Here is a 21586-nt window from a genome sequence, read left to right as displayed (position 1 = left end):
CCCGGACGGGTCCACGCGTAGCGTGCGTCCCCATGACCGTGATCGTGCGCGACCTGCGTCCCGACGTCCGAGCCGACGCCGAGGGGTTCTCCGACACCCGTCGCCTCGCCCTTCCGTACCTGCTCTCCACCCCTGAGTCCGTGGTGCACACCCTGACGCACGCGCACCCGGACGCCCACTTCGGGCAGCTCGTCGCCGAGGAGGACGGCGAGATCATCGGCACGGCCCAGATCAGCGTCGCCCACGAGAGCCCGGAGCCCGGCCAGGGCTCCGCCAACATCTATGTGCGCCCCGGCCACACCGGCCGCGGCGCCGGCTCGCTCCTGCTGCGCACCGCGGAGGAGCGCCTGGGACGGCTGGGCGTCACCAAGCTGTTCACCTGGGTGCTGGACGAGCCGGACAACCGCGCCTTCGCCGAGCGGCACGGCTTCCGGGCCAGCCGTTCCGCCTGGTTCCTGCGCCTGGCTCTGGCGGACGGCACCCTGCCGCCCCGCCAGGACCTGTCGGCGGGCGTCGAGCTGCGCACCGCCGCCGACTTCGCGGACGACCCGCGCCCCGTGTTCGAGCTGGACGCGGAGGCCTCGTCGGACGAACCGAGCGACATCGACGTGGACCTGACGGACTACGACGCCTGGATCGAGGAGACCTGGAAGCAACCGCTCCTGGACCACGAGCTGACCACGATCGCGGTCGTCGACGGACGCCTCGCCGCCTTCACCGCCGCGTACACCGACGGCGGCTCCCGCTACGCCACCGCCATGACCGGAACCGCCCGCGCGTTCCGGGGCCGGGGCCTGGCGAAGCTCGCCAAGAACGACTCCCTGCACCGCGCCCGCGCCGCGGGGTACACGGAGGCGTTCACCGGCAACGACACCGGCAACGAGCCGATGATCGCCATCAACAAGTGGTTCGGCTACGAAACCTGCGCGAAGGAAATACGGTATGTCCGCGAACTCGGCTGACCGGCTCCCGCTCCTGGACGTCGTGCTCGTCAAGGCGGGCCGTACGAAGATCCGTTACTCCGGCGAGCTGCTGTCGGACGACGGTACGCGGGTCGCGGTCCGCGCCCCGTGGGCGGGCTCCGGCGTCCGCGACTTCGGCTTCGTCCGCTTCGAGTCCGGGGACGTCTTCACGGAGTACTACTGGCGCGACCGGTGGTACGCGGTCAAGGAGGTCCGCTCCGCCACGGGCGCGCTGAAGGGCTGGTACTGCGACGTCACCCGCCCCGCCGTGCGCTCCGGGCCGGAGCTGGTCGTGGAGGACCTGGACCTGGACCTGTGGCGCTCGGCGGACGGCTCGGACGTGCGGCGGCTGGACGAGGACGAGTTCGCCGAGAGCGGCCTCGCCGAGACGGACCCGGAGGCGGCGCGGGCCGCCCTGGCCGCCCTCGACGAACTGGAGTCACTCGCCCGCGGCGGTGACTTCGCCGCGCTCCTGGCCTGACGTCCGGACTTGGGCGAGCACCGCGTACCGCTCGTCCGTCACCTCCTTGCCCCACAGCGACGGATCGCCCGACAGCCGCTCCAGGCGCACCTGCCGGGCGATCGGGGCGAGGAGGCCGGTGAGCCGCTCCGCCGGTATGCCGACGGGGGCGGTGCTTCCTCACACGCCCTCGACCAGCACCAGCCGTCCGCCCGGCCGCAGCAGCCCGCACCAGTGCCTCAGGGCGCGGCCGGGGTCGGGCAGGGCCCACAGGACGTGCCGGACGAGCACGGCGTCGAAGCGCTGCTCGCCGACCGGCGGTGCCGCGGCGTCACCGACGAGGAACACCGCGTCACGCCCGGTCAGTTTCTCCCTGGCGAGGGTCACCATCGCGGCCGAGAGGTCCACGCCCGTCACCCGGTGTCCCTGCTCGGACGCGAGGAGCGACAGGCTGCCGGTGCCGCACCCGAGGTCGAGGACGTCCCCCGCCCGGGCCGGCAGCCAGGCGCGCAGCCGTCCGGCCCAGGCCCGGCGCACCCCGGGATCGCGCAGGCCGTGGTCCGGCTCCTCGTCGAAAAAGGCGGCCTCGGCGTCCCAGTCCACATTCGTCATGGCCCAAGAGTGACACCCGCCACTGACACTCGAATCGTGACTGCCGCCACTGACAGACCAGGAGCGATGAGTAACTCTCCCCCGAAAGGTCTACCTCCGTGAGAACGCGGAACCCGGTAGACCCTTAAGGAGGCAGCCATGCGCCGTGTGACCGTGCAGAAGCCCCTGAAGAAGACGGATGTCCGCCGGGTCCGCGAAGAGGCCGACGAGCGCCCCGCCGGGCGCCCCGAAGTCCGCAAGGACATCGCCCGCACCTGGTGGCCGGACGCCTGAGCGGCCGGTGCCGGTCATGAGACGCACGCCTCAGAGCAGCCGCTTGCGGTAGTGGACGCGGTCGTAGGGCCCGTCCACACGCCGTTCCACCAGTTCGTAGCCGTATCTCGGATAGATCTTCTGGTTCTCCCACATCAGCGCGTTCGTGTAGAGCCTGACCTCGGGCAGGCCCAGCGCACGCGCGTGTGCGTCCACGAACCGGAGCAGCCGCCGCCCCACTCCCCCGCCGTGCGCGGTGGGGTGGACGGCGATGGTGTCGAGGAAGACGTGGTCCGCGAACGCCTCGACCACGACGAGTCCGGTCACGGGATCGCCCGTCACGAACACCTTGCCCGCGGCCACGTTCGCCGCGTGGTCCTCCTTCATGGGCTGTGGCACCTGCCCGATGCGCTCGATGTAGGGGCGGAAGGCCGCGTCGATGACGTCCGCGACGACCGGTACGTCGGCGGTCCCGGCAAGCCGGATCTCCTCGTCTGCCATGCCGTGACGGTATCTACCTGATGCCAGTCCGAACACTCCCTTAAGCGGGCCATAAGGATCTCCTCCACCCGCCCTCAGCAGGCGATTTCACGGTTCTCACGGGCTAGCTTCGGAGCACCCCACGGGATCCGGCCCACCCGGGCCCGGACCTGTCCCACGCACCGCTTCGAGGAGTTCCCGCATGCCCGCACGCCGCACAGCAGCCACCGTCGCCGCTCTCGGCAGCCTCCCGCTCGCCGTAACGGCGCTGACCGCTGTCCCGGCCGCCGCGCACGGTTCGATGGGCGACCCGGTCAGTCGCGTCTCGCAGTGCTACGCCGAGGGCCCCGAGAGCCCGAAGTCGGCCGCGTGCAAGGCGGCGGTGGCGGCCGGCGGCACCCAGGCCCTCTACGACTGGAACGGCATCCGCATCGGCGACGCGGGCGGCCGGCACCGGCAGCTCATACCGGACGGCAAGCTCTGCAGCGCGAACAACGAGCAGTTCAAGGGCCTCGACCTGGCCCGCGCCGACTGGCCCGCGACCAGCGTGAGCAGCGGCTCGCACACCTTCAAGTACCGCGTGACGGCCCCTCACAAGGGCACGTTCAAGGTCTACATCACCAAGCCCGGCTATGACCCGGCCAAGCCTCTGGCCTGGAAGGACCTGGATCTCGCCAACCCGGTCGCGACGTCCACCGACCCGGCCGCCGGCGGTGGCTTCTACACCTTCTCCGGCAGCCTGCCCCAGCGCTCCGGCAAGCACCTGCTCTACGCGGTCTGGCAGCGGTCGGACAGCCCGGAAGCGTTCTACTCCTGCTCGGACGTCAGCTTCGGCGGTGGTGACGGCGCGGCGGGAGGCGCGGCCGCTCCGGCCCCGTCCGCCTCCGCTCCCAGCGAGAAGCAGATCAAGGACGGCAACGCCAAGTCGACCGTGGAGCACCACGGGCACGGCGACGACGACCCCAGTACCTCGGCGGAGCCGGCCGCGGCCCCGCGGAAAGGCACGGCTGACCGGCCGAAGGCGGCCACGGCCGCGCCCAACCGGCCGAAGGCGGCCGGTGCCACCGAGAACCTCGCCGAGACCGGCGGTGACAGCAGCACCACGTACCTCGCGGTCGGCGGTGCGGCCACGCTGGCGCTCGGCTCGTCGGCTCTGTTCCTGTCGGCCCGGCGCCGGACGGCAAGCGGCGGGCGGCACGGCGGCTGATCCCCACCGCCCCATGATCCGGGGCCTGTCCGGCGGCTCAGGCCGGACAGGCCCCGAAACGTTTCTTTGGCACGTGTCAACGGATGACACGTGTCATTCGAAAGCCGAAGCGCAGGTGGTGGGTCTGGCCCGCGCCGGGTCCAGGGCGTTGGCCACCTCGTGGAAGGCGACCCGGTCGAGCAGCCCGACGGCCACGTGCTCGGACAGGTCGACGGGGCACAGGTCCTGGAGCAGGACGTTGCGCACGTCGGGCCCGGACAGGTACTGGCTGCGCCACGGCGTGACGACCTCGTCGTACCGCGTGGCGATGACGGTGTAGCGCACGCCGGGCACGGTGTCGCCGCCCGCGTTGAGTTTGGTGAGGAAGGCGGAGCCGGTCACCTGGTCGGCGAGGGCGGGGGTGTTCTTCGACAGCAGGTCCGCGGCGCCCGGGAAGTACGGCAGCAGGTGGGTGAAGCCGTTCAGGTCGGTGCCGTGGTTGCTGGGCGCGATACCGACCAGGGCGTTCACCTTGGCGGCTCCGCCGAGGAACTTCAGGTAGTAGCGGGGCATCATGCCGCCCTGTGAGTGTCCGACGACGTCGGTCTTGGCGGCGCCGGTGGCCGTGAGCACCTTGTCGACGAAGGCCTTCAGCTGCCCGGCGGACTTCTCGACGGGTCCGAGGCCGTGGAAGAAGGGGACCCCTTCGAGCTGCCCGTAGTCGAGGGAGAAGACGCAGTAGCCGCGGACCTTCAGGTAGGGAGCGAGGCCCAGCCAGTTGTCGACGGAGTTCCCGAGGGTGCCGTGGACCAGGACGACGGGGCGGGGATGGGCGGCGGACGGCTTGCAGGAGTAGTCGTTCCAGCCGGAGCTCGGGGCGCCGGCGGCCTGGGCGGTGGTGGCGGGGACGGTGACGGCCGCGGCGGTCAGCAGCAGCGCGGCCAGGGGTCTGAGCACTCGTTTCCAGGGCAGCATCGGGTGATCTCCTTGCGGCTCAGGGGGGATGCGACGGCACGAGGCCCTGTGATCCGGATCACGAGGATGCTGTTCACTCGTCAAGTTACGGGCGAGTAGTCAAACTGGGAAGTTACGCGTCAGTAAAAACTTGCAGCGGTAACCGGAGCCCCGGCCCCCACTGAAACCCCCTCACCAGGCGGGCCGGACGGGCCCGTCCGGAGCGATTCGCAGCAACTGCCGCCTCAGCGACCGCACCTCCCGCTCCCCCAGCAGGTCCCCCCATTCCCGGACGGCTTCCGCGGCCGCCTCCTCCGCGGCACGCGTGCACCCCCACCCCCGCTCGGTCAGCACGACCAGGCGCGCCCGCGCGTCCTCGGGGTGCGGCCGCCGCTCGGCGTACCCCTTGCGCACCAGTTCATCGACGAGCTGGCTCGCGGCCTGCTTGGTCACCCCGAGATGGGCAGCGAGGTCGGTGACCGTCGCGCCGTCCGGGGCCAGCCGGGCGAAGGCGAAGCCGTGCGCCGGCCGCACCCCTTCGAAGCCCCGGGCAAGCACGCCCTCGTTGATGCGTTGCGTGAGTCCGCCGGCGACGGCGAGCAGGGCGGCGGACAGGGCCATGGCCTCGGAGTTCTGCACGCATGCATTGAAACACCCTTGACGCACTGGTCAAGCTGCTTGACCATATAGTCAAGTAGCTTAACCAATTGGAGGCCTCATGCCCATCGTCCGATCGTCCGAAGCCGTCACCCACGAGATCCACGGCGCCCGATTCGTCTCGTATGCCACCCCGAACAGCGGCAGCAAGGAGCTGTGCGCCTGGCGCGGCGAGATCCCGGCCGGCCTCAAGGCGCCCGCGCACACGGTCAGCCGGGAGGAGATCTTCCATCTGCTCGACGGTGAACTGCTGATCACCCTCGACGGCCGCACCGAGCGGATCACCGCGGGCGACACGGTGATCATCAACCCCGGTGCCACCCTGACCGTCGAGAACCCGACCGACCGGACGGCGTACTCCTGGGTCACCACGTCGATCGGCCTGGAGGCACGGCTGGCCGACGGCACCCGCATCGCGCCGCCGTGGGCCAACTGACGTCAGGCGGAGGGCTTTACGCCGCCGCCCCGCCCAATCCCCCGGGCATCACCGCCCGTGGCCCGAACTTCGCTCGCGCGCGGTCCGCGACCTCCTCGATGCGGCGGACCTTCTCGTCCACCGGGTCGAAGGTCAGCTGGTGGGAGGCCTGGTCGGCGGGGTCGAGCCCTTCGGCGCGCAGGGCGATGGCCCGCACCCTGGCCCGCTGCAGTCCGAGCGCCTCGTACAGGCCGTACGCGGTCCGGGTCAGCGCCGGGGAGTGGGCGGTCGGCTCGGTCAGGGTGCGGCTGCGGGTGGTGGCGGACCGGTCGGCGTAGCGCACGGTCAGGGTGAGCGTGCGGCAGACCTTCTCCAGGGCCCGCAGCCGGGCGCCGAGCTCCTCGGCGGCCGACAGCAGCGCCCGGCGGTGCCGGTCCGGGTCCAGCTCGTCGCGCCCGAAGGGGCGTTCCGCCGCGAGGGACCGGGAGACGGCGTTCGGCACGACCCGGCCCCGGTCCACGCCGTTCGCCTTCTCGCGCAGCTCGCGGCCGGCCTTCGCGCCGATCAGCCGTTGCAGGGTGGACAGCGGCGCGGCGGCGACCCGGCCGAGGGTGTCGAGGCCGTAGTCGCCCAGCGTGCGGGCGGTCGCGGTGCCGACACCGGGCAGCGCGGCGACGGGCTTGTCCGCGAGGAACTCCGCGATGGCGCCCGGCTCCTCGGGCACCGTACGCGTCACCCCGGGCGGGGCGCCGTCCAGCGCCATCCGGGCCAGCATCGGCCCGGGCCCGGCCCCGATGACACAGTCGACACCGTGGAGCGCGAGCGACCGCACCCGGATCACCGAGGCCAGTTCGACGGCGTCCCGCCCGAAGTACCGCTCGGCGCCGCGCAGATCGGCCAGCGCCCCGTCCGGCGGCAGGGCCTGGACGACGGGGGTGAACTCCTCCAGCATCCCGAGCAGGTGGGGCAGCTCCACCCCGCCCGTCAAAGGCAGCTGGAAACGTACGCAGAGGATGGTCATCCCGCACTCCCCGGACTCTGGTGCCACAACTTCCTTCCGACCGCCGCGGGCCCTTCTCCCGCGGGACGCAGATCGGCCCAGGGGTGCATCTCGTACCCCGTGGCCATGCGGATCTTCCGCTGCTCCATCGGGTCCTGGGCCGCGGAACCCGTCGGCGCGGGCGCCCCTTCCGAGCCGGCGAGCCGCCGGCGCGCCGCCCCGTCACCGTCGTCGCCGGACCCACCGGAATCACCGCCGCCGGCCAGCCGGGCCGCGACTCCCTCCAGCCCTTCCTCCCGGCGTACGTCCAGCAGGTCCGCGAGGTTCCAGGCGGCGGTGCCCACCACGCTGAGGCTGCGCGGGCCGCGGCGCTGCACCACACCGCGCACCAGCAGCAGCCAGGAGTGGAAGACGGTGTGGGCGCAGGCGTCGTGGGAGTCGTCGAAGAAGGCGAGGTCGACCAGGCCCGTGCCGTCGTCCAGGGTGGAGAAGATGACGCGCTTGCCGGACCGGATCGGCGGTGTCTGGGTGGCCGCCTTGGCGCCCGCGACCAGCACCGTCTCCCCGTGCCGGGCCTCGCGCAGCCGCCGCGCCGACACCACGCCGAGCTCGTCGAGGAACGTCCGGTGATCGTCCATCAGGTTCCGCGAGGCGTCCATGGACAGCACGCCCAGCTCGGCGCTGAGCCGCTCCGAGGAGGTGAGGTCGGGCAGTCCGGCCGGTGCGGTCTCGCGCCCCCCGGCCAGCGGGAGCTGGCCGCCGCCCCCGCCCCGGGCGCCCCGGTGCAGCTCGGTCAGATGCAGTTGCAGATCGCGGCGGTTGGCGCCGAACGCATCCAGTGCCCCCACCTGTGCGAGCCGCTGGGCCAGCGGACGGCTGGGCCGGCCCCGCTCCCAGAAGTCGACCAGCGAGGTGTACGGCTGACCCTCGGCGATCCGCGCCGCCTCGGCCTCGCTGATGCCGTGGACATCGGAGAGGGCCAGCCTCAGCCCCCATTTACCGGACACCAGTTCGATACGGTGTGCGACCCCCGACGCGTTCACGTCCAACGGCAGCACCGGCACGCCCCGCCGCCGCGCGTCCGCCAGCAGCAGCCGCTTCGGGTACATGCCGGGGTCGTGCGTGAGCAACCCCGCGTAGAAGGCGGCCGGGTGATGTGTTTTCAGCCACGCCGACTGGTACGTCGGCACGGCGAAGGCGACCGCGTGCGCCTTGCAGAAGCCGTACGACCCGAAGGCCTCGACGATCTCCCAGGTCCGCTGAATCGTTTCCGCGTCATAACCGTTCACCGCCGCGTGCTGCGCGAACCACACCTTGATCCGCGCCTGCGACTCCGGGTCCGACAGCCCGCGCCGCACCCGGTCGGCCTCGCCGCGCCCGCAGCCGGTCATGATGTCGACGATGTCGATGATCTGCTCGTGGAAGACGACGACCCCGTAGGTCTCCTTCAGCGGCCCCTCCAGATCGGGGTGCGGATACCGGATCGGCGCCCGGCCGTGCCGCGCCTCGATGAACGGCCGCACCATGTCGGCGGCGACCGGCCCGGGCCGGAACAGCGAGATGTCGACGACGAGGTCGTGGAACGTGGCCGGCTGGAGCCGTCCGACCAGATCCCGCTGCCCGGGCGACTCGATCTGGAAGCACCCGAGCGTCTCGGTGGACTGGATCAGCCGGTACGTCTCCGGATCCCCCGGCGCCAGGGCGTCCAGATCGACCCTCACCCCCGACACCCGCTCCACTTCCTCCACCGCGTGCGCCATGGCCGACTGCATCCGCACGCCCAGCACGTCGAGCTTCAGCAGCCCGAGGTCCTCGACGTCGTCCTTGTCGAACTGCGACATCGGAAAGCCCTCACCGCTGGTCGGCATGACCGGCGTACGCGCGAGCAGCGAGGCATCCGACAGCAGCACCCCGCACGGGTGCATGGCCACCCCGCGCGGCAGCGCGTCCAGTCCCTCGACCAGCTCCCACAGCTTCCCGTACTTCTCCTTCTCCCCCGCCAGCGCGCGCAGCTCGGGCAGTTCCTCCAGCGCCGCGCGGGCGTCCCGCGCCCGGATGTGGGGAAAGGACTTGGCCACCCGGTCGATCTCGGCCGGGTCCATGGACAAGGCGGCCCCCACGTCCCGGATCGCGTGCCGCACGCGATACGTCTCCGGCATCGCGACCGTCGCGACCCGCTCGGTGCCGAACCGGTCGATGATCGCCCGGTAGACCTCCAGCCGCCGCGCGGACTCCACGTCGATGTCGATGTCGGGCAGCACGACCCGCTCCTTCGACAGGAACCGCTCCATCAGCAGCCGGTGCTCGATCGGATCGGCATGCGCGATACCGAGCAGATGGTTGACGAGCGACCCGGCCCCGGACCCCCGGGCGGCGACCCGGACGCCCATCTCCCGCACATCGTCAACCACTTGGGCCACGGTCAAGAAGTAGGAAGCGAAGCCATGATGGGCGATGATGTCCAGCTCATGGTGCATCCGCTCCCAGTACTCCCGCCGCCGGTCGTACCCGCGCAGCACCATCCCCGCCGCCGCCCGTGAGGCAAGGGCCCGCTGGGCGGTCCGCCGCCCGGCGCCGACCAGATGCGGCTCGGGGAAGTGGACGGTGCCGATCCCGAGATCGTCCTCGGGATCGACCAGGCACGCCGCGGCCGTGGCCTGCGTCTGCTCCACCAGCCGGTGAGCGGTCTCCCGCCGGAACCCCGCGGCCTCCACGATCCGCTCCGCCGCAGCGAGCATGTCCCCGGCGCCCTTGAGCCAGGCCTCACCGGAGTCCAGCCCCCTGGCCGGGTCGATGGGCACCAGCAGCCGGGCGGCGTCCAGCACGTCGGCGACCGGCCCGAGACCCGGGTCGGCATACCGAACCGCGTTGGTGAGCACGGGCCGGATCCGCTGTTCGGCGGCGAACCCGACGGTCCGGGCGGCCAGCCGCAGCGACCCCGGCCCCGTACCCTCCCGGCCGTGCCAGACGGCTTCCAGCCGCAGGGCGTCGCCGTAGACGTCACGCCAGGGCGCGAGCAGTCGCGCCGCACGGTCGGGCCGCCCCGCGGTCAGGGCGCGCCCGACGTCCGATCCGGGCCCGAGCAGCACGGTCAGCCCCTCGGCGTGATTGCGCTCCCAGGGCAGCAGGGGCGTCCCCTCCCCCTCATGGGCAGCCGAGACGAGCCGGCACAGGTCCGCCCACCCCCGGGCGCCGTCCCGGGCGAGAAACGTCACGCGGGGAGCCGACTCGTCGACAAAGGCGCCACCCCGCACCGGGGTCCGGCGCCGCCCCCGCCGCTCGGGCCCGGGCTCCGCACCCGCCACGGCCAGATCGGCCCCGAACAGCGGCCGGACCCCCGCCTTCCCACAGGCTTTCGAGAACCGGACAGCACCGGCGAGCGTGTCGCGATCGGTCAGCGCCAGGGCGTCCATGCCCCGCTCGGAGGCACGCTCGGCCAGCCGCTCCGGGTGCGAGGCTCCATAACGCAACGAGAATCCGGAGACGGTGTGCAGATGCGTGAACCCCGGCACACGCACCTCCCGCACTTGTGAGCCACACCAGCTCTCGAACATCTGTTCCCAGCTACCTCACCCCCACCATACCCTCATCTTCGAATGTATGTGCGACATCCGTTCGGCCCCGTCCCACCTGCGGAAACACCCCAAACCCCCCGACCGTGGAGGCATGCCGCACAGCTCGTTCCGCACGGAGGTGAGAGACGCCGTCACCCCGCGGGCCACCCTGCTCATCGTCGGCGTGATCGCACTCCAGCTGCTGTTCATCGCCTCGTACGTGGGAGCTCTGCACGACCCGAAACCCAAGGACGTCCCCTTCGGCGTGGTCGCCCCCCAGGCCGCCGCCGGCCAGGCGGTCACCCGGCTGGAACGGCTGCCCGGCTCGCCGCTGGACCCCCGTGCCCTGCCCGACGAGGCCACGGCGCGGTCCCAGCTCACCCACCGCGACATCGACGCGGCCCTGATCATCGACCCCAGGGGCGGCGCCGACACGCTCCTGGTCGCCTCCGGGGGCGGCAGAATCCTCTCCACCACGCTGACGGCCCTGGTCACCGACCTGGAGAAGTCCGAGCGGCGCACCATCCGGACGGTCGACGTGATCCCGTCCGCGCCCCACGACCCCAACGGACTCTCGTCCTTCTACCTGGTGATCGGCTGGTGCGTGGGCGGCTACCTGGGCGCCGCGGTCCTGGCCATCAGCGCCGGGGCGAAACCCTCCAACCCCTCCCGCGCCGCGATCCGGCTGGCGGTCATGGCCCTGGTCGCCGTCACCGGCGGTCTCGGCGGAGCCCTTATCGCCGGCCCGGCCCTGGACGCCCTGCCGGGCAGCACCGCGGCCCTCTGGGGCCTGGGCACCCTGATCATCTTCGCCGTGGGCGCTGCCACCCTCGCCTTGCAGGGCCTCTTCGGCACGATCGGCATCGGCCTGGTCATCCTGCTGGTGGTCATCCTCGGCAACCCCAGCGCGGGCGGTGCACTGCCCCCACCCCTCCTCCCGCCCTTCTGGAAGGCGATCGGCCCGGCCCTGCCCCCAGGCGCCGGCACCTGGTCGACCCGCTCCATCGCCTACTTCGACAACAACGCGATGACGACGTCGCTCCTGGTCCTGTCGGCGTGGGCGGTGGCAGGAGCCGCGATCACCATGGCGGCGGCGGCACGAAGACGCGCGACCGCGACGCAGTCGCCGTAACCCCCGCCAGAGCCGGCCCGCACTCGCCGTCGTACGTAAGGGGCCGTGTCGGGGGTTGTCCGCCCGCAGCGGTTGGCACGTCAACGCCAGTCAGTCGGTAGGGGCGTCCATCGCGCCGTTCCGAGGACGGACACCCCCCGGCGCGGCCCCGACCCACACCCGGCGTCAGGCGAAGCCATACGAAAACCACCCACGACAGACGAAAGCCCCGCCCCTCGCACAAGGGGCGGGACTTCACACACGCACCGGTCAGCCGATCTGCGTCCCGGTCGCGGACAGCGCCTCGGTCACCGGCTGGAAGAACGTCTCCCCGCCCGAGGTGCAGTCACCGCTGCCGCCGGACGTGAGCCCGACCGCCTTGTCGCCCGAGAACAGCGACCCGCCGCTGTCACCCGGCTCCGCGCACACGTCGGTCTGGATCAGCCCGTTCACGATGTCGCCGTTGCCGTAGTTCACCGTGGCGTCCAGCCCGGTGACCTTGCCCTCGTGCACCTGCGTGGTCGACCCGCTCCGGGTGACCGCCATGCCGACGGTCGCGTCCGCGGCGCCCGAGATCTTCTGGGTGGAGCCGTTGTAGAGGTTCACCTCACTCGGGTGAGCGACCTCCGCGGTGTACTTGACCAACCCGTAGTCGTTGTCCGGGAAGCTGGAGTCCGCGTTGGTGCCGATCTCCTTGCCGCTGGAGTCCGACCACGTGGAGATGCCCTCGGTGCAGTGACCGGCGGTCAGGAAGAACGGCTCGCCGCCCTTGACCACGTTGAAGCCCAGCGAGCAGCGCCCGCTGCCGCCGGTGATCGCGTCACCACCGGCGATGAAGGGCTTGTACTCCCCCTTGGACCGCTTCAGTTCGGCCTTCGCCCCGAGCCCGTCCACGACCTTCGTCAGCTTCGCCCACTCGGCCTTGGAGACCGTACGGTCGGCGGTCACCACGACCTTGTTGGTGGTGGGGTCGGTCACCCAGGCGGTGCCCGGGATCGTCGCGTCCTGCTTCAGCGTGCTGCGGGCGCTCTTGAGTTCGGCGAGGGAGTTCGCCACGACTCTCGCCTTGGCGCCGGCCTTCTCGACGGCCTGGGCGGCGGCCTCGTCGAGCACGTTCACCACGAGGGCCTTGCTCTTCGTGTCGTAGTACGTCCCGGCCGCGTCGCCGCCGAGATCCTCGGCCAGCGTCGAGGCGAGCTTTCCGGCCGCGGCGACCGACAGGGTCCGGGGCGCGGACGCCTCAGGGGTCTCACTGGCGTTCGCGGTCTGGAACGTCACTCCCGCGGCGACCAGCGCGGCTATGCCCGCGCCTGCCACGGCTGCACGCCGCCTGGGTATGCGTCGGTGCTTCAACTTCTGTCCTCCTGTGGGGGGTCGGCACGAGAGGTTGTGGGGACCTCACGAGCCGGAAGGCTTCGTTGACGAGCGCCCACTATTCCGAGGACAACCAGGGGCACACAAGGTCGAGTTCAGGACGCGCGTAGATTACGGAGCGCACGCCCCCTCATTTTTGACCGTCCACGGTCAAATCGGACCTGCCCAACTCCCGTTCACACTGCAAACATTACGCGTGAGTAACGTGTGCGCACTCTGTGAGGTCTACCCCTGGCTGATTTTCGCCCCTCGTCCACCCGATTCCCCCTGATCCCCATCCGAGGACAAGAAGCATCGATTGCTGAACTACTCGCAAAATCACCACACCCCAATCAACAGGAGGGCAAAGATGGACGAAACCGTACGCATGCGGGACGGGCGGCGGCTGACGGTCGAGGAGTACGGCCGCTCTGACGGCACGCCGGTGCTCCTGTTGCACGGCACCCCCGGCTGCCGCTTCGGAGTCGTGCCCGAGGACGTCATGGCCGCACACCCGGGCCTGCGGTTCATCGCCTACGACCGCCCCGGATACGGCGGTTCGGACCGCCTGCCGGGCCGCCGGGTCGCCGACGCCGCCCAGGACGTGGCGGAACTGGCCGACGCCCTGGGGCTCGGCCGGTTCGCCGTACTCGGCCGCTCGGGCGGCGCACCTCACGCTCTGGCCTGCGCCGCGCTGCTGCCCGACCGGGTACGGCGGGCGGCGGCGCTGGTGTGTCCCGCGCCGCCGGACGCGCCGGGGCTGAGCTGGTTCGACGGGATGGCGGACTCCAACGTCGAGGACTTCACCCGGGCGCTCACCGATCCGCTGGGCTTCGCCGACCGGCTCGCCGCCCGTGCCGCCGACATCCGCAGGGACCCCGCGCACCTGCTCGTCTCCATCCGCGACGGGCTCACCGACTCCGACCGTCGGATCGTCTCCGCACCAGCGGTCGGCGACATGCTGCTGCGCAACTACCGCGAGGCGCTGCGCACGTCGGCGAGCGGCTGGGTCGACGACGACCTCGCCCTGGTGAGCCGCTGGGGTTTCGACCCGGCGGACATCACCCGGCCGGTCCTGCTGTGGCACGGCGCGCTGGACATGTTCTCACCACGGGGCCACTTCACCTGGCTGGCGAGCCGCATCCCCCGGGTCCGCCCGGTCCTGGCCCCGGACACCGGCCACTTCGGGGCCCTGGAGGCCCTTCCAGCCGTACTGGACTGGCTCGCCCCGGCACAGACACCCATTTCGTCATGACCACCCACGAGCGACTCGATCCACCCGTTCCGATCCAGCCACCCGCGCCACCCACCGCTCCAGTCACCGCCCGCCCCCCGACCGGGTCCAGCCACCCATCCACTCACCACCGGCACTCCCGCCGCCCGGGCATCACGGGCCGCCCGCCCCTCCGGTCATCCGGCCCGTTCCCACGGCCCGGCCGCCCCCTGGGGGGCCACCCCCGCGCCCGCGGGCGTTCAGGAATGCGGACGCTCCGGGCGGGTCTCGGGGCGGCACAGGCGGGCGCCGCGCATCAGGTCCATGACGCGTTCGTGACTGTCGCCCACGGCGTCGACGACCCGCAGCCGCATGCGGAGCTGGTCGATGTCGTCGACGAACCGCGGTCCGTACAGGCCCGCCCGCATCCCGCTGTCGCTCAGCGGGAAGCCCGCCCCGCTCAGCCGCTGGTGGTAGTCCTTGCCCTGTACAAGCCCCGCCTCGGCCAGCGCCTCCAGCAGCCCGGCGTGGTCCGTCCACTCCCCGGGCTCCCCGCCGCGCGGCACGAAGCAGTAGTCCACCCGTTCCACCACCGCGTGCTGCGAGCCGCCGTTCACTATCTCCACGCTCCACGCGGGCTCGTCCGGCCCGAGTTCGCCGACCGTCCAGCTGGAGCTCCAGCCCAGCGCGGGCCGTACCGTCCGCGCGTACTGGGCCCGCCCGAACACGGCCGCGAGCGCGACCGCCAGCAGGCTGCCCAGCGGGTTCATGTCCATCAGCCGCAGCCGCCAGGGCCACTCCCGGCTCAGCTCGCCGGTCACGTTCGACCGCACGATCTCCCACAGCAGCACCAGCGCCAGCAGGACCAGCAGGACCAGCGGCGCCAGAAACAGCAACGGGCTGCGCCGCACCCGCCGTTGCCGGTCGTCGAAGTCCATCGCGCGGATCCCTCCCCCATGTGATCACCGACAGCAGACACTAGCGAGCCCCCGTACGCAGGGTCGCGTACGGGGGCCACCTGTCGAGGTGCGAGGTGCTGGTGCCGTGGTGCGGGCCGGCCTAGTAGACGCTGACGCCGTAGGCGCTCAGGGCCTCCGTGACGGGCTGGAAGAACGTCGTGCCGCCGGAGGAGCAGTTGCCGCTGCCGCCGGAGGTCAGGCCGTAGGCGACACCGTTGCTGCCGTAGAGCGAACCGCCGGAGTCACCGGGCTCGGCGCAGACGGTGGTCTGGATGAGGCCGGAGACGATGTCGCCGCCGCCATAGTTGACGGTGGCGTTGAGGGCGGTGACCCGGCCGCTGTGCGTACCGGTCGTGGAGCCGTCGCGGATGACGGTGGTGCCCACGCTCGGGGTGGCCGCACGCGTGATGTCCACGCCGTTGGCGGTGCCGGGACGGCTGACGGACCCGCTGTAGCGCACGAGGCCGTAGTCGTTGCCCGGGAAGCTGGAGCCGGCGGTCGAGCCGATGACCGTGGTGCGGCCGGAGTTGGAGTACCAGGTGCCCGCGCCGTCGGTGCAGTGACCGGCGGTCAGGAAGTACTCGGTGCCGTTGCTGGCACGGACGTTGAAGCCGAGGGAGCAGCGCCAGCTACTCGCATAGATGGCGTCGCCGCCCTGGATGAGCTTGTTGAACTTGCCGGGGGTGCGCTTGATCGTGAGCGCGTCGGCGTTGCCGCCGGCCTGCTGCTTGATCTTCGCTATCTCGGCTTGGGTGACCGTGCTGTCCACGGTCAGCAGTACGCGGTTGGTCTTGCTGTCGACGGCCCAGGCGGTGCCCGGGATGTCGGCCTTCAGCAGCGAGCCGCTGGCGCTCTTGAGCTCGGCGGCGCTGAAGGTGGTGGGGGTGTCGGATGCGTTCGCGCTGGGGATCGCGATCGCTGCGGCGGCAACGAGGCCGGTGGAAACGGCGATCAGCCGGGTCCGTCTCGAAATGCCACTGCGGGGGGTGGTGCGCTTGATCCTCACTTTTCGTTCCTCCACAAAGGAAGTAGGGGGCCCTCGTGGGGTTTCGGGCCCGTGAGGCGCAGCCCTGGACCGGCTGTTCGGATTCCGAACACGCCGTGCCCCTGACAAGCGCTGAGGGGGAGTATTCGGCCGAACGGCCGGTCGGCGCAAGAGTGCCTTTCGGACTTCAACCTTTGAGCGATCTTTACGAGCCGCCCGGCCGGGTCGGTTCAGCCGTCGCAGGGGCAGCAGCAATCGCACCCGTCGCAGTCACAGTCCCGGCAGACGCCCTCGCGCTTCTTACGGGACCACGGTCCCTCGTACTCCTTGGCGCAGCACAGCTTGCAGGTGCAGCACAGGAGCCAGAACATCCCGCAGCCGGCCCAGAACCCACGCCGTCGGGGCGGCGGCTGGGGCACCGGCGCGCCACCGCCGAACCCGCCACCCCCGAATCCGTCACCTCCGAACCCGCCACCGCCGTAGGCACCTCCCCCGCCGGCGTACGGATTCCCGCCACCGCCCGCGTACGGGTGGTGCGGGGAGCCGTAGGACCCCTGCGGCGGCTGTCCGTAGGGCCCCTGCGGCGGCTGCCCGTGGGGCCCCTGCTGTCCGTAGGGCCCGCCGCCCTGGTGGGAGGCGCACACCGGAACCGTGCCGAACGCCCGGTCCACCGAGCGCCGCAGTTCGTGCACGAGCAGCAGATGGACGAGCCGGGCGTCGGTGAACTCGGCGTCGCGCAGCGCCAGCCGCACGCCGTGCGCCGCGTCGTCGGCCAGCCGCCGGACCTCCGCCAGGGAGGTGCCGGTCGCGACGATCGGGTTCCAGGCACCTGACGCGGCGTCAGCGTGCAGGTCCTCCACGGCGTCCAGCAGGTGCGCGAGGCGCCCGAAGAGCCGTCCGGCCTCGGCGAGGGGCACGGCGTTGCGCGGCCGGCCCGCGAGTACAGCGGTGTGCGCGAAGGCCGCGGCGGTCGCGGTCTCGGTCGGTTCGGTGACGGTCAGGAGCGGCGTCCCGGGGCCGGCCAGCGCCTCGATCCCGGCCTGCCGGTCCACGGCGTCGACCAGGAGCGCGGTGTCGAATCCCACAGCCGTGCCGGTCCGGGCGCCCGCCGTGTCCCAGCTCGCGGCGACCCGGCGCGCCGCACGCGCCACCGGCCTGCGGGCCAACAACCCGTCACCGTCCGTGACGTGGTCGCGGACCTTCGCCGAGGCCAGCACGAGAGAAACGGCCGCCGCGAGCCGGGCCCCCTCGCCGTGCGCGACGGAGGCGGTGCGCATGCCGCGCAGCGGGCACGGTCCGGCCGTACGCCGGCCGGTCCCGTCGCTCTCCGACTGAGCCTCCGTCAAAACCGAGACAAGCAGCCCGTCATAATTCGTGACTATTCGGGCGAACTGCCCGTGGTCACCCCTTAGAGCGAGGCAGAGCCCGCACAAATGCGCCATCCACTGGCTGGCGAGCTTCTCCCCGAGCCGGTGTCTACAGGGCCTGACGATTCCGAACACGACGCTCCCCCGAGGTGTGTGACGACGTTGAGCTGCGGCATCGTATCGGCTGCGGCATTCACCCGTACGCCCCGGTGTCACCCGTACGCCGAGAAGAATCATATTTCACTCACAGTCAGCAGCCGTTTGGGAAACGGCCCTTGGGACACACGGACTCTCGACGGATTCGCTGTGCACCAGTACCGTCACAAACCCCCCGTGCGGCGTCTATCCACTTGGCGCGCCATCCGCATCATGGACGACCATAGGGATGCGGAAAGCAGAAAGACCGCTGTGAGAGGAGGCGTCCATGGGATCGGTACGCAAGGCAAGTGCCTGGCTTGGCCTCGTCGACGACAACGAAGACGAGCGTTACTACGACGACGACGACTACTCCGACGGGAACGAGCCCGGGGAGGCCTGGGTCACCGATCCGCGTGTCAAGGTGGCCTCGGACGTCGCCGAGGAGAAGGGCCGCCGCATCGGCACGGTGACCCCGGACAGCTTCCGGGACGCGCGCGCCATCGGCGAGCTGTTCCGCGAGGGCGTGCCGGTCATCATGAACCTCACGGCCATGGAGGCGTCCGACGCCAAGCGCGTGGTCGACTTCGCGGCCGGGCTGATCTTCGGCCTGCGCGGTTCGATCGAAAGAGTGTCGACCCGCGTGTTCCTGCTGACCCCCGCCAACACGGAGATCGTCAACGGCGACCCGGCCGGGCACCGGACGGACGGGTTCTTCAACCAGAGCTGAGGCAGGGCCGCTCACCGGCCCTGCCCCCGCGCAGGGTTACCGGACCGGCCTACCGGAAGGCATCGAGTCCGGTGAGCGCCTTGCCCAGCACGAGCTGGTGCATCTCGACGGTGCCTTCGTAGGTGAGCACCGACTCGAGGTTGGTGGCGTGCCGCATCACGGGGTATTCGAGCGAGATCCCGTTGGCGCCGAGAATCGTCCGGGCCGTGCGGCAGATCTCGATCGCTTCCCGGACGTTGTTGAGCTTGCCGAAGCTGACCTGCTCGGGGCGCAGGCGGCCGGCGTCCATACGCCGCCCCAGGTGATGGGCGAGCAGAATTCCCTTGTGCAGCTCGACCGCCATGTCGGCGAGTTTGGCCTGGGTGAGCTGGAAGCCGCCGATGGGCCGCCCGAACTGCTCCCGTGACTTCGCGTATTCGACGGCGGCCTCGAAACTGCTGCGGGCCGCGCCCATGGCGCCCCAGACGATTCCGTACCGGGCGTGCGACAGACAGCTGAGGGGCCCGCGCAGGCCGGTGCCCTCCGGGAGGACGGCGTCGGCGGGCAGCCGCACGTCGTCGAGCACGAGCTCGCTGGTGACCGAGGCCCTGAGGGACCACTTGTGCTTGATCTCGGGAGCGGAGAACCCGCCGCTGTCGGTGGGCACCACGAAGCCGCGCATTCCGTCCTCGGTCTGCGCCCAGACGACGGCGACACCGGCGACCGACCCGTTGGTGATCCACATCTTGCGGCCGTTGAGGATCCAGTCGGAGCCGTCCCGCTTGGCGTACGTGCGCAGGGAGGCGGGGTCGGAGCCGTGGTCGGGCTCGGTGAGCCCGAAGCAGCCGATCACCTCACCGGCGGCCATCCGCGGCAGCCACTGCTGCTTCTGCTCCTCGCTGCCGAAGCGGTGGATGGCGTACATGGCGAGGGAGCCCTGCACGGAGACGAGGGAACGGATGCCGGAGTCGGCGGCCTCCAGCTCCAGGCAGGCGAGCCCGTACTGCACGGCGGACGCACCGGCACACCCGTACCCGTCGAGCGACATGCCGAGGGCGCCGATGCCGCCGAGCTCCCTGGCCAGCTCCCGGATCCCCGGCAGCTCCCCCTTCTCGTACCACTCGGCGACATGGGGCAGCACCCGGTCCGCGGCCCAGGCCCGCACGGTGTCCCTGATCCCGAGGTCCTCCGGCTCCAGGAGGTCGTCCAGGCCGAGGGGATCGGCGGGATCGAAAGGAGGCAGCTTGGATGAACCGGACATGATCGACACCCTCCGAAGCTCTTTAACTAGCACCGCTAGCCAGACGCTACGGCCTGGGCCCGCCCAAGCACCACCCACAGCCCCGATACAGGCAAGCCGCCAACGGCCAACCACCCCCACGGGCGACCCTCGCCCCTCATCCGACAGCTACGGGCCGTGCGTGGGTGGGCGAAGGGGTGTCACACCGAGACGCGGGACTCCGCAGCGTCCCTGGGAGCGGGCAGGTCCACCGGCTCCGAGGACTCACACTGCATGACCCGCGGCAACCGCAACGCCATCACGGCCCCCAGCAGCAACAACCCCGCACTCACCAGCAACGTGACGTGCAGCCCGTGCACGAACGCGTCCCGGGCCGCACTCCGGAGAGCGGCACCGGCCGACCCGCCCAGCTGCGCGGCGACCTCGTACGCCTCCCCCAGCGAATGTCCGGCGGAAGAGGACGCCGACGCCGGAACCCCGGGCACGCCCGACAGCCCGGGCGCGTACGCCGCGTTCATCACCGTGCCGAGCAGCGCGATCCCGATGCCCGCCCCGAGCTGGTACGACGTCTCCCCGATCGCCGCCGCCCCACCGGCCTGCTCCTGCGGCGCCTCGCTCAGCATCGACTCGTACGCCCCGAACAGCGTCGTCTCCAGCCCGAAGCCGAGCAGCACGAACCCGCTCAGCATCAGCGCACAGTCGTCCGTCCGGCCCAGCGCCGTCAGCAGCACCACCGCGAACGCCGTGAGGCAGAACCCGGCGCACACCATCCGCCGCGGCCCGAACCGCCGCAGCATCCGCGCCCCGGCCAGCCCGGCCGCCATGGCCGCGAACGTCAGCGGCAGCAGCCGCAGCCCCGTCTCCAGCGGCGACAGCCCGAGCACCAACTGGAGGTACTGCGCCGCGATCAGTTCCAGCCCGACCAGCGCGAGCATCGCCAGCACGATGCAGCCGACGGACGTACTGAACGCGGGGCGCGCGAACATCTTCAGGTCCACCAGCGGATACGCCCGCCGCCGCTGCCGCCGCACGAAGGCGACCAGCAGCACGGCGCCCACCACCAGCGACGGCACGGTGAGCAGGCTGCCGAGAGACTCCCCGCTGCCGAGCCGCTTCACGCCCAGCACGAGACCGAACAGCCCGGCCGCCGCCATCAGCGCACCGACCACGTCCCAGGGGCCCTTGCCGTCCCCCTTCGACTCGGGCAGCAGCAGCCGTCCCACCGGGAGGCTGACCAGCATCAACGGAATGTTGACGAGGAACACCGAGCCCCACCAGAAGTGCTCCAGCAGGAAGCCGCCGAGCAGCGGACCGACCGCCGCGCCCACCGCGGCCACGGCGCTCCAGATGCCGATCGCGAGCGCCCGCTCGCGCCGGTCCGGGAAGACCTGCCGCAGGATGGACAGGGTCGCGGGCATGATCATCGCGCCGCCCACGCCGAGCAGCGCCCGCGCCACGATCAGTAGCTGAGCACTGTCGGCCAGGGCCGCGAGGCCGGAGGCGACGCCGAACAGCGTGTAGCCGAGGAGCAGCACTCTCCGGCGGCCGGCGCGGTCGCCCAGCGTGCCGAACAGGATCAGCAGCGAGGCGCAGACCAGTGGGTAGACGTCGACGATCCAGAGCAGCTCCATCCCGCCGGGCTTCAGGTCCTCGGTGACGGCGGGGACCGCCACGTGCAGCACGGTGGCGTCGACGGCGACCAGCAGCAGGCTGACGCAGAGGACGACGAGAACCACCCAGCGGTTGGCACCGGCCCCGGCCGCCCTACGGCGCAGCGCAGCGGCGGCCGTGGTCGTCCCGGACATGTACGTACCTCCCAGATGTTCCCTCGCGATCGGCGGGCTCACGGGGTGGGGGACGCCCCCGCGACTCGGCCGGAGAGGAGCGGTGGTCTCCGGCCCGCGCAAACGAAAAGCGAGTGACACGTCAGAGTACGCGAGTCCCTGACGGAGACCAGTGGCGGACCTCTCACACCTCCTGCG

At 71.5% G+C, this 21586-nt stretch carries 19 protein-coding genes and 1 pseudogene; 8 read left to right on the top strand and 12 right to left on the bottom strand.

The features are described from left to right. Positions 1–32 precede the first annotated feature (32 nt). Together OO68_RS32565 and OO68_RS32560 are read left to right on the top strand one after the other, a co-directional pair. Entirely contained in the window at positions 33–962 is a 930-nt protein-coding gene (locus tag OO68_RS32565; RefSeq protein WP_033312803.1) for a GNAT family N-acetyltransferase, read from the top strand. Then, entirely contained in the window at positions 943–1443 is a 501-nt protein-coding gene (locus OO68_RS32560) for a ribonuclease FAU-1 family protein (RefSeq protein WP_033312802.1), read from the top strand. The genes OO68_RS32565 and OO68_RS32560 overlap by 20 nt, the downstream gene beginning before the upstream one ends. On the opposite strand, the pseudogene OO68_RS42540 reads toward OO68_RS32560, so the two are convergent. After that, positions 1402–2034: pseudogene (locus OO68_RS42540) on the bottom strand (class I SAM-dependent methyltransferase). The gene OO68_RS32560 and the pseudogene OO68_RS42540 overlap by 42 nt on opposite strands. A 138-nt stretch (positions 2035–2172) precedes the next feature. Between OO68_RS42540 and OO68_RS48355 the strand changes: the two are divergent. Then, complete coding sequence (locus OO68_RS48355; protein ID WP_086605087.1) at positions 2173–2307, top strand: hypothetical protein; 135 nt, start codon at positions 2173–2175, stop codon at positions 2305–2307. A 30-nt stretch (positions 2308–2337) separates the two neighbouring features. Here the strand turns inward: OO68_RS48355 and OO68_RS32550 are convergent, their stop codons facing one another. Continuing rightward, entirely contained in the window at positions 2338–2787 is a 450-nt protein-coding gene (locus OO68_RS32550; protein ID WP_033312801.1) for a GNAT family N-acetyltransferase, read from the bottom strand. A gap of 181 nt (positions 2788–2968) precedes the next feature. Here OO68_RS32550 and OO68_RS32545 point away from each other — a divergent pair, with 181 nt between their 5' ends. After that, positions 2969–3973: a lytic polysaccharide monooxygenase gene (locus OO68_RS32545; protein WP_033312800.1), complete on the top strand. Its 1005-nt coding sequence runs from the start codon at positions 2969–2971 to the stop codon at positions 3971–3973. 93 nt (positions 3974–4066) lie between these two features. Here the strand turns inward: OO68_RS32545 and OO68_RS32540 are convergent, their stop codons facing one another. Both OO68_RS32540 and OO68_RS32535 read right to left on the bottom strand, forming a co-directional pair. Next, positions 4067–4927 (bottom strand): esterase/lipase family protein, encoded by an 861-nt coding sequence (locus tag OO68_RS32540; RefSeq protein ID WP_033312799.1) that lies wholly within the window; start codon positions 4925–4927, stop codon positions 4067–4069. 171 nt (positions 4928–5098) lie between these two features. Next, complete coding sequence (locus tag OO68_RS32535) at positions 5099–5545, bottom strand: MarR family winged helix-turn-helix transcriptional regulator (protein ID WP_033312798.1); 447 nt, start codon at positions 5543–5545, stop codon at positions 5099–5101. A gap of 79 nt (positions 5546–5624) precedes the next feature. Between OO68_RS32535 and OO68_RS32530 the strand changes: the two genes are divergently transcribed. Continuing rightward, positions 5625–5999 carry a cupin domain-containing protein gene (locus OO68_RS32530; RefSeq protein WP_033312797.1) on the top strand — a complete coding sequence of 125 codons (375 nt, stop codon included), beginning with the start codon at positions 5625–5627 and terminating at the stop codon, positions 5997–5999. Positions 6000–6015: 16 nt separating this feature from the next. Here the strand turns inward: OO68_RS32530 and OO68_RS32525 are convergent, their stop codons facing one another. After that, complete coding sequence (locus OO68_RS32525; RefSeq protein WP_033312796.1) at positions 6016–6999, bottom strand: DNA polymerase Y family protein; 984 nt, start codon at positions 6997–6999, stop codon at positions 6016–6018. Beyond that, a complete protein-coding gene (locus tag OO68_RS32520) occupies positions 6996–10490 on the bottom strand; it encodes a DNA polymerase III subunit alpha (RefSeq protein WP_033312795.1) in 3495 nt (1164 codons plus the stop codon). Before OO68_RS32520 ends, OO68_RS32525 begins: the two co-directional genes overlap by 4 nt. Before the next feature lie 154 nt (positions 10491–10644). Between OO68_RS32520 and OO68_RS32515 the strand changes: the two genes are divergently transcribed. Next, a complete protein-coding gene (locus OO68_RS32515) occupies positions 10645–11664 on the top strand; it encodes a DUF3533 domain-containing protein (protein ID WP_033312794.1) in 1020 nt (339 codons plus the stop codon). Positions 11665–11913: 249 nt separating this feature from the next. Here the strand turns inward: OO68_RS32515 and OO68_RS32510 are convergent, their stop codons facing one another. After that, positions 11914–12996: a S1 family peptidase gene (locus tag OO68_RS32510; protein ID WP_051814887.1), complete on the bottom strand. Its 1083-nt coding sequence runs from the start codon at positions 12994–12996 to the stop codon at positions 11914–11916. A gap of 370 nt (positions 12997–13366) precedes the next feature. Here OO68_RS32510 and OO68_RS32505 point away from each other — a divergent pair, with 370 nt between their 5' ends. Next, positions 13367–14251 carry an alpha/beta fold hydrolase gene (locus OO68_RS32505; RefSeq protein ID WP_033312792.1) on the top strand — a complete coding sequence of 295 codons (885 nt, stop codon included), beginning with the start codon at positions 13367–13369 and terminating at the stop codon, positions 14249–14251. A gap of 218 nt (positions 14252–14469) precedes the next feature. Here OO68_RS32505 and OO68_RS32500 read toward each other — a convergent pair whose 3' ends face one another. The 3 genes from OO68_RS32500 to OO68_RS47860 all read right to left on the bottom strand — a co-directional run bounded on the left by OO68_RS32500 (position 14470) and on the right by OO68_RS47860 (position 17655). Next, positions 14470–15147, bottom strand: a complete 678-nt coding sequence (locus OO68_RS32500; RefSeq protein WP_051814886.1) for a hypothetical protein — start codon at positions 15145–15147, stop codon at positions 14470–14472. Between the two features lie 121 nt (positions 15148–15268). After that, entirely contained in the window at positions 15269–16174 is a 906-nt protein-coding gene (locus OO68_RS32495; RefSeq protein ID WP_033312791.1) for a S1 family peptidase, read from the bottom strand. A gap of 209 nt (positions 16175–16383) precedes the next feature. After that, positions 16384–17655 carry a DUF5685 family protein gene (locus OO68_RS47860; RefSeq protein ID WP_245237248.1) on the bottom strand — a complete coding sequence of 424 codons (1272 nt, stop codon included), beginning with the start codon at positions 17653–17655 and terminating at the stop codon, positions 16384–16386. Between the two features lie 289 nt (positions 17656–17944). Here OO68_RS47860 and OO68_RS32485 point away from each other — a divergent pair, with 289 nt between their 5' ends. Beyond that, complete coding sequence (locus tag OO68_RS32485) at positions 17945–18385, top strand: cell division protein SepF (protein WP_030850887.1); 441 nt, start codon at positions 17945–17947, stop codon at positions 18383–18385. A 49-nt stretch (positions 18386–18434) separates the two neighbouring features. Here OO68_RS32485 and OO68_RS32480 read toward each other — a convergent pair whose 3' ends face one another. Beyond that, positions 18435–19625, bottom strand: coding sequence for an acyl-CoA dehydrogenase family protein (locus OO68_RS32480; protein ID WP_033312829.1), 1191 nt, complete (start codon positions 19623–19625; stop codon positions 18435–18437). Positions 19626–19804: 179 nt separating this feature from the next. Then, on the bottom strand, positions 19805–21409 hold the full coding sequence (locus tag OO68_RS32475; protein ID WP_033312789.1) for an MFS transporter: 1605 nt from the start codon (positions 21407–21409) through the stop codon (positions 19805–19807). Between the last annotated feature and the right edge of the window lie 177 nt (positions 21410–21586).

The sequence above is a fragment of the Streptomyces iakyrus genome (genome assembly GCF_000717055.1).
Taxonomy (GTDB): domain Bacteria; phylum Actinomycetota; class Actinomycetes; order Streptomycetales; family Streptomycetaceae; genus Streptomyces; species Streptomyces iakyrus.
The sequence above is the reverse complement of the archived record's forward strand: the minus strand, read 5'-3'. Positions and strand labels throughout refer to the sequence as shown.

Coding starts and splice junctions, on each gene's coding strand:
- OO68_RS32565 (WP_033312803.1), top strand. CDS start 33: ATGACCGTGATCGTGCGCGACCTGCGTCCCGACGTCCGAGCCGACGCC.
- OO68_RS32560 (WP_033312802.1), top strand. CDS start 943: ATGTCCGCGAACTCGGCTGACCGGCTCCCGCTCCTGGACGTCGTGCTC.
- OO68_RS48355 (WP_086605087.1), top strand. CDS start 2,173: ATGCGCCGTGTGACCGTGCAGAAGCCCCTGAAGAAGACGGATGTCCGC.
- OO68_RS32550 (WP_033312801.1), bottom strand. CDS start 2,787: ATGGCAGACGAGGAGATCCGGCTTGCCGGGACCGCCGACGTACCGGTC.
- OO68_RS32545 (WP_033312800.1), top strand. CDS start 2,969: ATGCCCGCACGCCGCACAGCAGCCACCGTCGCCGCTCTCGGCAGCCTC.
- OO68_RS32540 (WP_033312799.1), bottom strand. CDS start 4,927: ATGCTGCCCTGGAAACGAGTGCTCAGACCCCTGGCCGCGCTGCTGCTG.
- OO68_RS32530 (WP_033312797.1), top strand. CDS start 5,625: ATGCCCATCGTCCGATCGTCCGAAGCCGTCACCCACGAGATCCACGGC.
- OO68_RS32525 (WP_033312796.1), bottom strand. CDS start 6,999: ATGACCATCCTCTGCGTACGTTTCCAGCTGCCTTTGACGGGCGGGGTG.
- OO68_RS32515 (WP_033312794.1), top strand. CDS start 10,645: ATGCCGCACAGCTCGTTCCGCACGGAGGTGAGAGACGCCGTCACCCCG.
- OO68_RS32505 (WP_033312792.1), top strand. CDS start 13,367: ATGGACGAAACCGTACGCATGCGGGACGGGCGGCGGCTGACGGTCGAG.
- OO68_RS32500 (WP_051814886.1), bottom strand. CDS start 15,147: ATGGACTTCGACGACCGGCAACGGCGGGTGCGGCGCAGCCCGTTGCTG.
- OO68_RS32485 (WP_030850887.1), top strand. CDS start 17,945: ATGGGATCGGTACGCAAGGCAAGTGCCTGGCTTGGCCTCGTCGACGAC.
- OO68_RS32480 (WP_033312829.1), bottom strand. CDS start 19,625: ATGTCCGGTTCATCCAAGCTGCCTCCTTTCGATCCCGCCGATCCCCTC.
- OO68_RS32475 (WP_033312789.1), bottom strand. CDS start 21,409: ATGTCCGGGACGACCACGGCCGCCGCTGCGCTGCGCCGTAGGGCGGCC.